At 70.8% G+C, this 16,264-nt stretch carries 10 protein-coding genes and 1 pseudogene; 10 read left to right on the top strand and 1 reads right to left on the bottom strand.

Annotated elements, in window-relative coordinates; all coding sequences use genetic code 11:
* Positions 1-63 precede the first annotated feature (63 nt).
* From WHN02_RS20505 to WHN02_RS20490, 4 genes are all read left to right on the top strand, one after another.
* On the top strand, positions 64-1,200 hold the full coding sequence (locus WHN02_RS20505) for a transporter substrate-binding domain-containing protein (RefSeq protein ID WP_434740323.1): 1,137 nt from the start codon (positions 64-66) through the stop codon (positions 1,198-1,200).
* A complete protein-coding gene (locus WHN02_RS20500; protein WP_434740322.1) occupies positions 1,086-2,243 on the top strand; it encodes a hypothetical protein in 1,158 nt (385 codons plus the stop codon). The genes WHN02_RS20505 and WHN02_RS20500 overlap by 115 nt, the downstream gene beginning before the upstream one ends.
* Positions 2,244-2,430: 187 nt before the next feature.
* Positions 2,431-3,669, top strand: coding sequence for a cellulose binding domain-containing protein (locus WHN02_RS20495; RefSeq protein ID WP_434740321.1), 1,239 nt, complete (start codon positions 2,431-2,433; stop codon positions 3,667-3,669).
* Positions 3,670-3,909: 240 nt separating this feature from the next.
* Positions 3,910-4,911: a LacI family DNA-binding transcriptional regulator gene (locus WHN02_RS20490; RefSeq protein ID WP_434744016.1), complete on the top strand. Its 1,002-nt coding sequence runs from the start codon at positions 3,910-3,912 to the stop codon at positions 4,909-4,911.
* 73 nt (positions 4,912-4,984) lie between these two features.
* Here WHN02_RS20490 and WHN02_RS20485 read toward each other — a convergent pair whose 3' ends face one another.
* Positions 4,985-6,007 carry a LacI family DNA-binding transcriptional regulator gene (locus WHN02_RS20485; RefSeq protein WP_434740320.1) on the bottom strand — a complete coding sequence of 341 codons (1,023 nt, stop codon included), beginning with the start codon at positions 6,005-6,007 and terminating at the stop codon, positions 4,985-4,987.
* 209 nt (positions 6,008-6,216) lie between these two features.
* Between WHN02_RS20485 and WHN02_RS20480 the strand changes: the two genes are divergently transcribed.
* From WHN02_RS20480 to WHN02_RS20455, 6 genes and pseudogenes are all read left to right on the top strand, one after another.
* On the top strand, positions 6,217-8,124 hold the full coding sequence (locus WHN02_RS20480; protein WP_434740319.1) for a glycoside hydrolase family 127 protein: 1,908 nt from the start codon (positions 6,217-6,219) through the stop codon (positions 8,122-8,124).
* Positions 8,125-8,173: 49 nt separating this feature from the next.
* A pseudogene (locus WHN02_RS20475) lies at positions 8,174-9,208 on the top strand (ABC transporter substrate-binding protein); the annotation flags it as partial.
* Positions 9,209-9,508: 300 nt separating this feature from the next.
* Entirely contained in the window at positions 9,509-10,459 is a 951-nt protein-coding gene (locus WHN02_RS20470) for a carbohydrate ABC transporter permease (RefSeq protein WP_434740318.1), read from the top strand.
* A 17-nt stretch (positions 10,460-10,476) separates the two neighbouring features.
* Positions 10,477-11,280, top strand: a complete 804-nt coding sequence (locus WHN02_RS20465; protein ID WP_434740317.1) for a carbohydrate ABC transporter permease — start codon at positions 10,477-10,479, stop codon at positions 11,278-11,280.
* 125 nt (positions 11,281-11,405) lie between these two features.
* Positions 11,406-12,845, top strand: coding sequence for a family 43 glycosylhydrolase (locus WHN02_RS20460; protein WP_434740316.1), 1,440 nt, complete (start codon positions 11,406-11,408; stop codon positions 12,843-12,845).
* On the top strand, positions 12,842-16,126 hold the full coding sequence (locus WHN02_RS20455; protein ID WP_434740315.1) for a galactose-binding domain-containing protein: 3,285 nt from the start codon (positions 12,842-12,844) through the stop codon (positions 16,124-16,126). Before WHN02_RS20460 ends, WHN02_RS20455 begins: the two co-directional genes overlap by 4 nt.
* The last annotated feature ends 138 nt before the right edge of the window (positions 16,127-16,264 follow it).

Genomic DNA, 16,264 nt, shown 5'->3' with positions numbered 1-16,264 from the left:
CCGGTGAACCCGCACAATGGAGGGCCACATCCGGGTGGACGGGTGGACAGGGGAGGGGTGCAGGTGGGGGAGACGGACGAACCCCGTCCCGACGGGTCGGCCGGGGCGTCGCGTACGACGCGGATGCGGCACGCCCGACTGGTGGGGCTGGTGGTCGTCCTGGCCGTCCTGGTGGCGGCGGTGATCCCCATCGTGCTCGCGATGGGTCCACCGACCCGCGACGACCTGTTGGAGGAGGCCGGACTCGTCAGCCGGCAACACCTGCTCATCGGGGTGAAGGACGATCAGCCCGGCATCGCCCAGCGGCTGCCGAACGGCACCTGGCAGGGCTTCGACATCGACATCGCGTACATGATCGCCGGGTATCTCGGTTTCGACAGGTCCCGGGTCCGCTTCCTGCCGATCGAGAGTGAGGACCGGGCCCGCCGTCAGGCCCGCGACGGCGACGAGTTCGTCACCGTCGACCTGGTGATCGCCTCGTACAGCATCACCAGGCTGCGGGAGGAGGAGGAAGGGGCGGTCTTCTCGGCCCCGTACCTCGCCACCGAGCAGTCGGTGGTGACCCGGCGCGACGTACGGGCCGGGGAGCAGGTGAGCAGCCTCGAGGATCTCGCCGGGGAGCGGGTCTGCACGTTGACCACCTCGACGTCCAGTCAGCGACTGCGCGCCGCCGGGGCCACCCCGATCGGGCGGAACAAGATCAGCGAGTGCATCCAGATGTTGTACGACGGAACCGCGTACGCGGTGACCACCGACGCGGCGATCCTCGCCGGGTTCGTCACCGCCGACCAGCCCGACGACGACGGTCGGCACTTCCCCACCCTCCTGAAGGGCGGCAAACCCCTGCGGCACTGGGACATCGGCTCCGCCGCACAGGAGAAGTACGGAGTGAACACCGGTCCCAACGAGGCGCTGCGTGACCTGGTCGACCTCGCCCTGTACGCCTCGGCCAAGGACGAGAAGGACTCGGCCTGGGAGGAGGCGTACGACGCCAACCTGCGCTGGCAGCAGCGGTACAACCCCCAGCAGTCGGTCGCGGAGCAGCAGCAGCCCGAACCGAGGAAGGTGCAGGTGCGGCAGTGGCCGTGGGAGAGGATCGCGCTACCGGCCCCGACCTACTCCGGGAGCCCGTCGTCCGGGGCGGTGTCGTCCGGCCGCGCCGGACGACGGGGGCGCGTCAGGCGCAACAGTGGCTGCTGACGTTCCTGCCCGCGTTCCCCGTCCTGCTGCTGGTGCTGCGACTCTGGCAGCTCAGCCGCCAGGACATGTCCACCATGCTGCTGCTGGTGCAGTACGTCAGCCCGCTGGGTCTGCTCAGTGCCCTGCTGATCGCCCTGGTCTGGGCGTTTCCGCTGGGGGTGCTCACCTTCGGGGTGCTCGGCCGCCTGCTGCGGATCAGCGCACCGGACCGTTTTGATCCACAACGGTCGCTACTGGCCTCGTGGACGGCGCGGACCCCGGGTTGGGTCCTCACCGCCGGGGTCGGGTTGGGGGTGCTCACCTGGCAGCTGCGGTTCCTGCCGACCCTGCTGATGCTGGGTCTGTGGCTGCTCGCGCTGCGGACCCGCTACCTGTACCCGGACCAGCCGACCCGGATCCTGCTGGTCGGGGTGGCGTTGCCGCTGGCGGCGGCGGTGCTGGTGTACTCGGCGCTGGGGCCGGCGGTCGTGGCCGCGCTGCGGGCGGGCGAGTTGACCACCGCCGCTCTCCTGGCGGTGCCGCCCGCCGCCACCGTGCTGCTCACCGGCCCGCTGCCGGGGTGGGTCGCACCGGCGTTGACCCACGGCCTGGCGTACACGGTGGCCGCAGTGCTTCCCCTGGTGATGGGGGCGGTCTTCCTGCGGGTCCCGCTGCTGCCCACGGCTGCGGTCGAGGTGACCGGCGCCGAGCCGACCGATTCCGCCCCGGCCGGCCCGCCGTCGACCGAGCGGGCCGACTCCGCCCCGGCCGGCGTGCCGTCGACCGGGGTGCTCGACCGGTCCGGTCCGGAGGTGGTGGTCGGTGCCCTCATCACCGTCACCGACACCTCGACGATCGTCCTGGATCCGGTCACCGGCGTGCGTTTCCTGCCCAACGGCGAGGTCCGGTCGCAGGTCCTCTGTCCGCAGGCGGCGGGGGTGCCGTACAGCGTGGTGGCGGTGCACGGGTGGCCGGTGGAGGAGACCGTGCTGGACTGGATGATGCCCCGGAGACCGATCGTCGCCGTGGACGCCCGGTGCGAGGGCCGGATCCCGGTCCGGTGAACCACACCCTCCCGGACGAAAACCTTTTCGGCAAGATGTCCGACTGATTAACGGCGGAACTTGCGAACACTGGGGTGGCTCCTTGTCGACCTTCCGCCCGGCTCCTTAGTTTACATCGACAACAATCACTACGCTCGGTGGTCGGTGGGGTGCTCGCCGGGCCGCGTACGAAGGAGTCGGTGCTGACATGACACTGTCCAGAACAGGCGTACGGGCCGTCGTGACGGTGGTGGCCACAGTGGCCACCACCGTCGGGGCCGCCCTCGCGGTGAGCGGGGCGCAGGCCGCCGCCCCGGGTTGTCGGGTGGACTACCGGGTCACCAACCAGTGGCAGGGTGGCTTCGGAGCCGAGGTGGCGGTGACCAACCTCGGTGACCCGCTCACCGGCTGGCGGGTGACCTGGAGCTACGGCGCGGGGCAGCGGGTCACCCAGGCGTGGAACGCCACGGTCACCCAGAGCGGCGCGCAGGTGACGGCGGTCAACGTCGCGCACAACGGCGCGGTGGGCACCGGCGCCGGTGTCTCGTTCGGCTTCAACGGATCCTGGACCGGATCCAACCCGGTCCCCACCTCGTTCGCGGTCAACGGCACCACCTGCACCGGTGGGGTGGCACCCACGACGGCACCCCCCACCAGCCCGCCGACCACGCCCCCGCCGACCACCCCGCCCCCCTCGACAGGTGGGTGGAACCCGCCGGCCAACCTGGTCACCCCGCTCGGCCAGGTGTGGCAGCACCAGGAGCAGACCTACAACAACGGCAACCTGTACGGGTTCCGCAACTACGGCTGGGACCAGCTCTTCACCAACCAGGGCTACCTGAACTTCTGTGTCCGCTGGGACTCCAGCGCCACCGTCACCGCCGCCCAACGCGACCAGATCCACGCCGCCCTCGCCCGGCAGTACAAGAAGTGGATCGACGTGATGGTCGGGCACAACGCCTTCCCGTACAACGAGGTGCCGATCCGGGTGGTCGGCTGGGCGGTACGCGACCGCAGTCAGCTCCAGTGGTCCGACACCTCGGTCGACATCTACGTCAACAACATCCGGGAGAACGCTCCGCAGTGCTCCGAACCCTGTGGTCGGTTCTTCAACCGCAACGGCCAGTACCCGAACTGTCCCGGCGGCGTGGCCCGACACTACGACCAGTCACTGTGGCTGACCGACGGGTTCGGCGGTGGTGCCGGTGGTGACTGGGGTCAGCGGATGGGCCGCGAGTACTTCATGAACAACCTCAACGCGGCGAACATGACGATCCTGCTGCACGAGATCGGGCACACGTTCGGCCTCGACGACTTCTACGACTGGACGCCGAGCGGGGTCGGCGGGTTCCTGATGAAGGCGGGCAGCGCCGGGGCGATCACCGAGTTCGACGCCTGGATGCTGCGGGACTGGTGGCGTCACCTGAAGTCCCGCTACGGCTACTGAACCCGGGTTCCGGCCGGGCCGGTGCGGCTCGGCCGGAACCGCCCTGGTCCGGGTCGGTGGGGGGTGGAACTCTCCGTCGAGGGGCTTGCCGAAAACGTTTTCGGGGCCCATCGTCGGAAGATGGCGATGAAGAACCACGGCGGATCGGCGGCAGGCGGGTCGGGGGCCGCCACAGCCGGCGGCGCGCCGTCGAGGCGGATCCCGGGCACCCGGCCGGGCCTTCGGCCCGGCGCGACGGTCATGCGTGACGTCGCGCGGCTGGCGGGGGTGTCGACGCAGACCGTGTCCCGGGTCGCCAACGCCCATCCGCACGTGGCCGAGGAGACCCGGCAACGGGTCCTGGCGGCGATGCGGGCACTCGACTACCGCCTCAACACCGCAGCCCGCACCCTGGTCACCCAGCGTTCCACCACCATCGGGATCATCGGGTACGACAGCCCGCTCAACGGCCCGGCGTCGATGCTGTACGCGATCGAGAGCGCGGCGCGGTCCATCGGCTACTTCGTCAGCGTCGCCAGCGTCTCGCGGCTGGATCGTCGAGCGGTCCTCGACGCGGCGGACTGGCTACGCCGACAGTCGGTCGAGGGGATCGTGGCGATCACGCCCCACCACGCGATGGTCGGGGCGTTGGCCGAGGCCGCGGCCCCGATCGGATGTGTGAGCGTGGGGGGTGGCCACGACGAGGCGGTCTCCGGCGCGCGGATCGACAACACCGCCGGTGCCCGCCTGGCCGTCCGGCACCTGCTCGACCTGGGACACCGGACGGTGCACCACGTGGCAGGCCCCACGACCTGGCCGGAGGCGGTCGAGCGGATCGACGGGTGGCGGGAGGCCCTCTACGCCGCCGGGGCGGTGGTGCCCCGGGCGCTGACCGGCTCCTGGAGCGCTCAGGCCGGGTACGAGCAGGGCCGCCGCCTGGCCCGGGACCCGTCGGTCACCGCGGTGTTCTGTGCCAACGACCAGCTTGCCCTGGGCGTGCTCAGGGCGCTGCACGAGGCTGGTCGCAGCGTGCCGGAGGAGGTCAGCGTCGTCGGGTTCGACGGTACGGTCGACTCCGGGCACTTCCTGCCGCCGCTGACCACCGTGCGGCAGGACTTCGCGGCCCTGGGACGGTCCAGTCTCGACCTGCTCCTGACCCAGCTCGCCCCGGGCGGCACCCGGACGTCGGTGCGGCACACGCTGCTGATTCCGGACCTTCTGGTCCGCTCCAGCACCGCACCGCCCCCTCCCGGCACCCGGTAGGCGGTCGGTCCCTCCCGACATCCCGGGTCGACGCCCGGCTTCCGAACGTGGGTCGAGGGCTGTGGGCCGGCCCCTAACGGGGTAGCGCCGGTCCGGTGGACTCGCGGACCACGAGACGGCCGGGCTGGCGGATGACCCCTGCGGTGCCGTTGCCGTCCAGGGCGGCGAAGAGGTGGTTGACCGCTGTGGCCCCGAGTCGTTCGAGGTTGAGGTCGACGGTGGTCAGGGGTGGCCGGCAGTCGGCGGCGAAGAACTCCCAGTTGTCGTAGCCGACGAGGGCCACGTCGTCGGGTATCCGTCGGCCGAGGTCGCGCAGGCTGTCGGCGGCACCGGCGGCCACCTGGTCGTTGCCGCAGAAGATCGCGTCCACGTCGGGTTGGGTGCTCAGGAGCAGTCGGGCCGCGTGGCGGCCCCACCGTTGTGACCACTCGCCGTAGAGCGGATCGCCGGCCGGGGTGAGGCCCGCCCCGACCAGGACGTCGTGCAGTCCCCGGCTCCGGTCGCGGGCCGCCCGGTAGGTGCTCGGCCCGGTGATGTGTCCGATCCGACGCCGACCGTGCAGCACCAGGTGTTCGGCGGCGAGTCGGGCACCGCCCTCGTCGTCGGCGACGATCGACAGGTCCGCCGGGTCGGTCGACTCGGCGTAGGCGTACACCACCGGGACCGGGATGTCGTGGGTCAGCGAGGGGCGCAGGTCGTTGCGGTCCCCGACCACGATGAACCCGTCCACCTGGCGGGCCAGCAGGGTCCGGATGTAGTGCTGGCGCCGGATCGCGTCCCCCCGGGCGTCGCAGAGCAGGACGGACATCTGTCCGTCGCCGAGGGCGTTCTCGGCCCCGAGCAGGATGGGGATCGCGAACCGCCCGCCGAGTTCGTCGGTGAGCAGTCCGACGGTCCGGGTGCGTCCGGAGATCAGTCCCCGGGCGAGCACGTTGGGCTGGAAGGACAGCTCGGCGGCGGCGCGCAGGACCCGTTCGCGGGTGGCGGCGGCGACCTCGGCGCGGCTGTTGAGGGCCTTGGACGCGGTCGCCACGGAGACCCCGGCGCGGCGTGCCACGTCGCTGAGCGTCACTGACTGGGACTGCCGTCGGCCCACCGAAAACCTTTCGATGCATTTCAGGGGTACGGATGGCGGTGTCCGGCCATCCGCTGCGGGTCAGCGTAGTGCGTGCGAGGGCGATGAGGAAGGTGGTGGTCGGCCCGGGAAGGAGGTGGAGGTTTACCGTTCCGACATCTTGTCGAAAACGTTTTCGTGGGGCAGGGTGACATCCAGGAAGTGATGACTGTCACTGCGTGGGAGGGCTCATGTCATCCACACCTCTCCTGGCCGACAGCACCGGTGGCCGACCGGTCGTGCCCTCCCGTGGCCGGCACCGACCCCTGGGCCTGCACGAGGTCCAGATCACCGGCGGGTTCTGGGCCGACCGTCAGGCGACCAACGGCACTGACACCCTGGAGCACGCGCGGACGTGGATGGACAAGCTGGGCTGGACCGGCAACTTCGCCACCGTCCACGACGGCCCCGCCACCACCCTCCGACGGGGGCGGGAGTTCTCCGACTCCGAGGTCTACAAGCTCATGGAGGCGATGTCCTGGGAGGTCGGTCGTCGTCCGGGGGCCGGGTGGGAGGCCGATCTGCGGGAGTTGTCCGGGGCTCTCAGGTCGGCCCAGGCCCCCGACGGATACCTGCACACCGCGTTCGGGCGGGCCGGGCAGCCGCCCCGCTACCACGACTTCACCTTCGGCCACGAGCTGTACTGCACCGGGCACCTGATCCAGGCGGCCGTCGCCCGGGCCCGTACCGCCGGCCCCGACGACCTGCTGGCGGTCGCCAGGCGAGCAGCCGACCACGTCTGCGACACCTTCGGCCCCGACGGGAGGCAGAGCGTCTGCGGGCACCCGGAGATCGAGTCCGCCCTGGTGGAGTTGGCCCGCCTCACCGGCGAAGGACGCTACCTCGACCAGGCGGCGCTCTTCGTGCAGCGGCGTGGGCACCGCACCCTGCCCCAGCACCACCTCGGGTGGTCGTACTTCAGCGACGACGTCCCGGTACGTGAGGCCCGGATCCTGCACGGGCACGCGGTCCGGGCGCTCTACCTGGCCGCCGGTGCGGTGGACGTGGCGGTGGAGACCGGCGACGAGGATCTGCTGGCGACGGTGGCCGCCCAGTTCGACAGCACCCTGTCCCGGCGGACCTACCTGACCGGGGGAATGGGGTCCCGGCACACCGACGAGGCCTTCGGCGCGGACTTCGTCCTGCCCGCCGACCGCTCGTACGCGGAGACCTGCGCCGGGGTCGCGGCGGTGATGCTCGCCTGGCGGCTCCTGCTGGCCACCGGCGAGCCCCGGTACGCCGCGTTCGTCGAACGGGCGCTCTACAACGTGGTGGCCACCGGGATCGGCGACGACGGTCGCTGCTTCTTCTACGCCAACACCCTGCACCAGCGCACCCCCACCGAGCTGGTCCCGGCCGACCGGGAGCAACTCGGGTTCGGCGGCGGCCCCCGGGCACCCTGGTTCGAGGTGTCCTGCTGCCTGCCGAACATCGCCCGGTTGCTGGCCAGTCTCTCCGGCTACCTGGTCACCGCCGTCGCCGACGGACTCCACCTCCACCACTTCGCCGACCTGCGGGTGGACACCCGGCTGGGCGACGGTCGCGCTGTCGGCCTGCTGATGCAGACCGGCTACCCCGACACCGGTGCCGTGGCGATCCGGATCACCGCCGCCGACGCACCCTGGTCGTTGGGAGTGCGGGTGCCGGAGTGGGCGACAGGTGCCGTCGCCGTCGACCGTGGCGTCCGACGTCCGGTCACCCCCGGGGCCGTGGCGGTGTTCCGGGATCTGACCCTCGGCGACGAGATCGGTCTCGACCTGCCGATGCGGCCCCGGTGGACGGCGGCGGACCCCCGGATCGACGCGGTGCGCGGCTGCGTGGCGGTGGAACGGGGACCGCTCGTGCTCTGCGCCGAGTCCGTCGACCAGCCCGGACGGGACCTCGACGCGCTCCGGGTCGACACCCGGACACCCCCGGAGCCCGACGACGCCGGCGCCGTCGTCGTCGGGGGCTTCGCCGACCTGCCGGAGGCCGGCTGGCCGTACCCGGCCGAGCCGCCGACCGTCGCGCCGGACCCGGTGCCGGTGCGCCTGGTCCCGTACCACAGGTGGGCCCGCCGGGGTCCGTCCACCATGCGGGTGTGGCTACCCACCACCTGACCGCCGCACCCACCACCCGCCCCTGCGGAGGGAGAGACCAGTGAGACCGATGACCGGCACCAGGCCGCTGGCGGTCCTGACCGCCGTACTGATCGCCGTGGGCCTGACGGCCTGCGGCGGCCGGGGCGACACCGCCACCACCACCGAGGTACGGTCCGACGACGGCACCACGTTGACCCTGTGGACCCGGGCCGCCACCGAGTCGGTGTCCCGGGCGTACGCCGAGGCGTACAACCGGACGCACCGCAACCAGGTGCAGGTCACCGCGTACCCGAACGAGGAGTACCCGGCGAAGCTCGCCTCGGCGGCCGGTGCCCGGGCGCTGCCCGACCTCTTCGCCGCCGACGTGGTGTTCGCCCCCCAGTACGCCGCCCAGGGCCTGTGGCAGGACCTGACCGACCGGTTCGGCGCGCTCGACGTCCGGGACCGGGTGGCCCCGGCGCACGTGCGGGCCGGTAGCCACGAGGGCCGCCAGTTCGCCGTCCCGCACACCATCGACATGTCGGTGATGCTCTACAACAAGGAGCTCTACCGTCGGGCCGGGCTGGACCCGGAGCGCCCCCCGAGGACGCTGCGGGAGTTCGCGGAGCACGCTCGGGCCGTCGACCGGCTCGGCGGGGACGTGCACGGCACCTACTTCGGTGGCAACTGCGGTGGCTGTGTGGAGTTCACCTTCTGGCCGTCGGTCTGGGCGGGCGGGACGGACGTGCTCGACGAGCAGGGGACCACTGCCACCGTGGACTCTCCCGCGATGGCCGAGGTCTTCGCCCTCTACCGCAGCCTCTACGAGGAGGGGGTCGCCGCCCCGGCGTCGCGTGACGAGGCGGGTCCGACCTGGCTGGGTGCCCTCAAGAGCGGCAAGGTCGGCATCGCACCCGGTCCGTCGGTGTGGTTGGGAACGATCGAGGAGACCGGGATCGAGATGGGCGTCGGTCCGATCCCCGGCCCGACCGGCGGGGAGTCCACGTTCGTCGGCGGCGACGCGATAGGCATCGGTGCCACCAGTGACAAGGCCGCCCAGGCGTGGGACTTCCTCGCGTGGACCACGTCGGACGAGGCGCAGGTCGAGGTCGTCGCCCGGAGCAAGGGCGTGCCGATCCGGACCGACCTGGCCGAGAACGCGTACTCCTCGGCCGACCCTCGTCTGGTGACAGTCAACAGGCTGATGGCCCGGGGCCGCACCCCGTACGCCCGCAACTTCAACGCCTCGTTCAACGACCCGCAGAGTCCGTGGCTGACCACTGTGCGCGGGGCGTTGTTCGGCGACGCCGCCACGGCCCTGCGCACCGGCAACGCCGCGATCACCAAGTCGCTCCAGCAGAGCTGACCGCACCGGCGGACCGTCCGCGCCCGCCGGCGGACCTCTCTCGCACCGGAGGTACCGATGCCCGCCACCACCCTCACCCCGCCCGGCACGGCGGACGTCGAGCCACCGGGCCAGGTCCGTCCCCGCCGTCGGAGCACGCCGCGCCACCGCCGACAGGCGCTCCTGGGAATGGCGTACGCGAGCCCGACCGCGCTGATGGTGGGGGGCTTCTTCCTGGCGCCGCTGGCCCTGGTCGGCTGGATGTCGCTGCACCGGTGGCCGGTGCTGGGCGTGCCGACCCTCAACGCCCCGGCGAACTTCACCGGTGCCGCCGACGACGACCTGGTCCGCAGCGCGGCGGTCTTCACCCTCCGGTACACGGTCGTGATCACCGTCCTGCTCTTCACCGTGGCGCTCGGACTGGCCCTGCTGGTGCAGCACCGGCGGCCCGGGGTGGGTGCGTTCCGGACGGCGTTCCTGCTGCCCATGTCGGTCGGGTTCGCCAGCGCCTCGCTGCTCTTCCTCGGGCTGCTCAGCGACGAGATCGGTCCGGTGAACCCGCTCCTGGAGCGGCTCGGGTTGGTCGACGGCTACCTCTCCTGGACCAGCGGCAGCGCGACCACCGCGCTGACCTCGGCGGTCGTGCTGGTGTCGTGGCGCTTCGCCGGGTTCAACATGTTGATCCTGCTGACCGGGTTGCAGGCGATCCCCACCGAGGTCTACGAGGCGGCCCGGATGGACGGTGCGGGTCGGTGGCAGACCCTGCGGCACATCACGGTGCCGCTGCTGCGTCCGACGATCGCCCTGGTGCTGACCCTGATGGTCACCGGATCCCTGCTGGCGTTCGACCAGTTCTGGATCCTGACCCGGGGCGGCCCGGACAACAGCACCACCTCCCTGGTGATGGTGATCTACCGGGAGGCCTTCGTCCGGCTCGACCTGGGCTCCGCCGCCGGGATCTCGGTGATGCTGCTGGCCGTGCTCGTGGTCTTCACCGTCGTCCAGTTCGGCGTCCTGCGCCGTCGTTGACAGGAGGGAGCGTCGTCATGTCCGGCACCGGCTCGCGGTGGGGGTACGCCGTCACCGGCACGGCGCTCGCCATCCTGTTCCTGTTCCCGCTGCTGTGGAGCGGCTGGGCGTCGGTCCGGACCGACGCCGGTTTCGGTCTGGAGAACTACGACCGGCTCTTCACCGCCGACGGTGGGCTCACGGTCCGGCACGTGCTCAACAGCGTGACGGTCAGCGCGTTGACGGTCGGCGGGACGGTCCTGGTCGCCACCCTCGGCGGGTACGCGTTCGGTCGGTTCCGCTTCCCGGGCCGGGACGTGTTGTTCCTGCTCACCCTGGCGATCCTGATGGTCCCGTACGCCACCGTCCTGATCGCGCTCTACGTCCTGCTCGGGTGGCTGCGGCTGGAGGACTCGCTGGTCGGCCTGAGCCTCGTGCTGATCATGTTCCAGCTCCCGTTCTCGGTGTTCATGATGCGGAACTCGTTCGCGGCGGTGCCCCGGGAGTTGGAGGAGTCGGCCCAGGTCGACGGGGCGACGAGTGTCGGTGTGCTGCTGCGCATCCTGCTGCCCGCCGTGCGGCCCGGCCTGGTCACCGTCGCCCTGTTCGCCTTTCTCACCTCGTGGAACGAGTTCTTCGCCCCGTTGATCCTGCTCAACTCGACGGAGAAGTTCACCACCACCCTCGCGGTGGTCAACATGCGTACGGCCGGACACGGCTCGATCGACTACGCGGCGCTGGAAGCCGGCGTGGTGGTCATGGCGGTGCCCTGTCTGCTGTTGTTCGCCTTCCTGCAACGCAGCTACGTGCGGGGTTTCACCTCGGGAGCGCTGAAGGGCTGACCTGATTCGGGGGGCCTCCGGGGGCCGCACTCCGCCCAACATATAGATAGACATCGATCAAATGGTCGAGGGGGAAACGCCTCGGCCGCGTCACCCGTCCCGTCCCCTCCCGACAGGAGACCCCCATGCGACGACGAACCGTCGTCCGGGCCCTGGCCGTCGGCTGCGTCGCGGTGCTCACCGCGACCCTGGCCCTCGCGCCACCCGCCTCGGCCGCCAACCCGATCATCACCACCGTCTACACCGCCGACCCGGCCCCCCTCGTGGTCGGCAACACCCTGTACGTCTACGCCGGCCGCGACGAGGCCCCGACCGGCACCAACAACTTCGTGATGCGCGAGTGGCACGTCCTGTCCACCACCGACGCGGCGAACTGGACCCACCACGGCCCCCGGGCGAACATCGGCACCTTCGGGTGGGCCGGAGCCGACGCCTGGGCCAGCGAGGTGGAGCACCGCAACGGCCGCTACTACTGGTACACCTCGGTCAACGGCAACGGCCCGGGGTGGATGAACATCGGCGTCGCCGTCGCCGACAGCCCGCTCGGGCCCTTCACCGACGCCAAGGGCGGGCCGCTGATCAGCGACAGCACCCCGAACTCCTCGCCGCTGAACATCGACCCCACCGTCTTCGTCGACGACGACGGCCAGGCGTACCTCTACTGGGGCGGCTACTGGGGCGCCCGGGCCGTACGGCTGGCCGCCAACATGATCGACACGGTCGGGTCGGTGGTCACCCCGCAGGGCCTGACGAACTTCTGGGAAGCGCCGTTCCTGTTCAAGCGCAACGGTCTCTACTACATGATCTACGCGGCGAACGACACCCAGGGCTGTGTCACCTCGTCGAGCTACGCCTGCCAGCGCTACGCCACCGCCACCAACCCGATGGGGCCGTGGACCCACCGGGGGGTCGTCCTCGGGCAGGTCTCCTCGACCACCAACCACGCCGGGGTGGCGCAGCTCAACGGCCAGTGGTACATGGTCTACCACAACGCCAACGCCCCCGGCGGGGGCAACTTCCGCCGCTCCGTCGCGATGGACCGGATGTACTTCAACGCCGACGGGACCATCCAACCGGTGGTCCAGACCACCACCGGCCCACCGCCCAACCCCGGGGGTGTCGCCCCACCGGCCGGCACCAACCTGGCCCCCGCCGCCACCGCATCCACGTCGTACGTGTCCCCCTGGGAGAACCTGGCCGCCATCAACAACGGAGCGGTCCCGACCGGGTCCGCCGACCGCAGCAACCAGGCGTACGGCAACTGGCCGCAACAGGGCACCCAGTGGATCGAGTACCAGTGGCCGACCGCGAGGAGCATCGACCGGACGGCGACCTACTGGTTCGACGACGACCAGGGCATCGACCTGCCCGCCTCCTGCCGGGTGCAGTACTGGAACGGCAGCGCGTACGTCGACGTGCCCGGACAGTCGGCCTGTGGCGTGGCCGGGAACACCTACAACGTCACCACCTTCGGCGCGGTCAGCACGACCCGGCTCCGGCTGACCATCACCGCCCGCACCGGCTACTCCACGGGAGTCCTGGAATGGATGGCGTTGCAGTCATGAGCGGAGTCCAACCCCTGCGCGCGACGATCGCCGCGCTGCTCACGGCGACGCTGGCGGCCACCACAGTGGTGGTGGTCGTCGACACCCCGGCGCGCGCCGCGCAGACGATCGGCTACCCCACCTTCACGGGTCCGGCAGTGCCGGCCCCACCTGTCGGCTACTCCACCGGCGACACCATGCGGGCGATCTACGACGCCGAGAGCGGCGGGACCGACTTCTGGATGGACCGCCTCCTGTCCCGATCCGGCAACGACCCGGCGGGTCCCTGGCTGATGACCCGTGGCCGGGGTCTGTTCATGTACACCCACAACCCGGCGGTGATCGGGTTCGGCGGCAACACCGCCTACTGGGACAACCTGAGCAGTCAGTCGGCGTACACGGTCACCGTCGGGTCGACCATCCTCACCGAACAGGTGGCGCAGCGTCGGCAGGCGCCGAGCCACTGGCGGGGCGTCTACACCGGTGGGGGACTGCGGGCCGACGTCACCAAGTTCATCACCCACCAGAACGTCGCGGTGACCAACCTGACGGTCACCAACACCGGGTCGACCAGCAGCACCGTCCAGCTCCGGGTCACCTCGCCGTACGCCACCTCCGGCACCGGGACGGAGCTGACCGGCAGCCGGCAGGTGAAGAACAACCTCACCACCGTCCGCCCCCGCCTGTCCGGTGACGGGTTCACCGTCAGCGGCGGCGGGCTGACCCGTTCGGTGACAGTGGGCGCGGGGCAGAGCGTCTCGACGAAGGTGCAGCTGGGGGTGGTCACCGACGAGATCCCGGAGTCGGCGACCGAGTACTCCGCCTACCGCGCCGCCACCCCGGCCACGGCGTTCGCCACCCACGTCCGGGAGTACAACAGGTGGTGGGCGGAGAACGTGCCCTACATCGACGTGCCGGACCCGGCCATCAAGAAGAACATCTACTACCGCTGGTGGCTGATGCGCTTCAACCACCTCGACGTCGACATCCCCGGCCAGGACTTCCAGTTCCCCACCTCGATCGAGGGGGTCACCGGGTACAACAACGCGATCGTGCTCACCCAGCCGATGCACGTCGACGACCTCAAGTACCTGCGCAACCCGGTCTACTCGTACGGGCCGTGGCTGTCGGTCGGTCAGTCCTCGGCGGGCGGCCGGTTCATGGACAACCCCGGCGACCCGGAGAACTGGTCGAACAGCTACACCCAGTACCTGTCCGAGGCCGCCTGGCGGGCGTACCAACTGCACGGCGGACAACCGGCGATGCTGCGCAACCTGGCCCGCTACGCCGAGGCCGACGTCAAGGGGCAACTCGCCACCTACGACACCAACAACAACGGCGTCATCGAGTACGACTGGGGGGCGATGACCGGCAACGACGCCGACGCGGTCTCGTTCCACTGGCGTTCCGGCAACCTCGACCGGGCCGAGGGGGCGTACGTCCACAGCAACGCCCTGGCCGCCGCACAGGCGTACACGGTGCTCGGTGACACGGCCAAGGCCGCCGAGATGCAGACCCTCGCCAACCGGGTGCGCGACGGCATCGTCGACACCTTGTGGAACCCGGACCGGCGGCTGCTGGAGCACAAGCACGTCGCCACCAACACCCACGTGCCCTGGAAGGAGATCAACAACTACTACCCGTACGCGGTCGGGTTGATGCCCAACACCGCCACGTACCGGGAGGCCCTGCGGCTGTTCGACGACCCGGCCGAGTACCCGATCTTCCCCTTCTTCACCGCCAACCAGCGGGACAAGGCCGCCGCGGCCGCGGCCGGCAACCCGGGCAGCAACAACTTCTCCACCATCAACTCGACGGTGCAGTTCCGGCTCTACTCCTCGGTGCTGCGCAACTACCCCAACCAGTGGATGACCGCCGAGCACTACAAGAAACTGCTCTACTGGAACGCCTGGGCGCAGTACGTCGGCGGCGACACCCGGTGGCCCGACGCCAACGAGTTCTGGTCCAACTGGAACGGATCGTCGATCACCTACCGGTCCTGGATCCACCACAACATCCTCGGCAGCAGCAACTGGACCGTCGTCGAGGACGTGGCCGGGGTGCGGCCACGCACCGACAACACCGTCGAGCTGCACCCGATCGACATCGGGTGGTCCCACTTCGCGGTGAACAACCTCCGCTACCGCAACGCCGACCTGAGCGTGGTCTGGGACGACCCCGCCGACGGGATCACCCGCTACCCGGGCGTCCCGCAGGGCTACTCCATCTACCTCGACGGCAACCGGGTGGCCACCGTCGACCGGCTGACCCGGGTCCTCTACGACTCGGCCACCGGTGCCGTCACCCTCCCGGCGGGCGGTACGACGACGTTCAGCACCGCCTTCCCGGGTCTCCGACTGCCCCAGGACGTCAGCCACACCGGGACCCGGATGGTCGACATGTTCGCCAAGGCCGGTGTGGACCTGACCTCGACCACCCCGAACCTGGCCCAGGGGGCGGCGACGTCGGCGTCGTACACCGCCTCGGGCACCTCCACCGGCGCGGCGGTCGACGGGTTTCCCACCAACGCCCCGATCTGGGGCAGCTCGGGTTCCCCGAACGCCACCGACTGGTACGAGGTCGCCTTCGCCTCGCCCCGGACGGTGGACGACGCGTGGCTGTACTTCCGGGACGACCGGGCCGGCAACCGCTACCGGGCGCCGACCGCCCACACCGTCCAGTACTGGAACGGCAGCGCCTGGGTCACCGCCGCCGGGCAGGTGAGGACTCCGGCGGCGGTCCGGGCCAACTACAACCGGGTCCGGTTCACCCCGGTGTCCACCCAGCGGATCCGGATCCAGCTCACCCACGCCCCCGGGTTCCGGACCGGCCTGACCGAGGTCAAGCTCTACGCCCGGGGTGGTGTCGCACCGCCTCCGGGCAACCTGGCCCGCACGGCCACGCCGTCGGCGTCGTACACCTCGCCCTGGGAGTCGGTCGCCGCACTTAACGACGGGATCGATCCGCCGGCGTCGAACGACACCGTCAACCCGCGCTGGGGGACCTGGCCGAACACCGGGCCGCAGTGGGCGGAGCTGACCTGGTCCTCGCCGCAGACGCTGCGCGCGGCGGAGGTGTACTTCTTCGACGACGCCGGTGGGGTCCGACTGCCGACGTCCTGGCGGTTGCAGTACTGGAACGGCTCCGCCTACGTCGACGTACCGGCGACCGGCGGGTACCCGGTCGTCGCCGACAGGTACAACCGGGTCACCTTCGGCGCCGTCGACACCACCCGACTGCGGGTGGCACTGGACGGGGGCGGCGTCTCGGTGGGGCTGTTGGAGGTGCGGGCGACGGGGTGAGACCCGGCACGGTCACCGGGCGCGGCGGGCGGGTTCGACACCCACCCGCCGCGCCGTTGTCGGTGCAGGCGAGCACCGGCCCGAAGTCATTGACCCTTTTCGATGCCAGGAGTAATCTGCTCGAAACTTTATAGATGA

Source organism: Micromonospora sp. SH-82 (assembly GCF_051132485.1).
GTDB lineage: Bacteria > Actinomycetota > Actinomycetes > Mycobacteriales > Micromonosporaceae > Micromonospora.
Note: the sequence above shows the minus strand (reverse complement) of the source record. Positions and strands in the feature narration are given on the sequence as shown.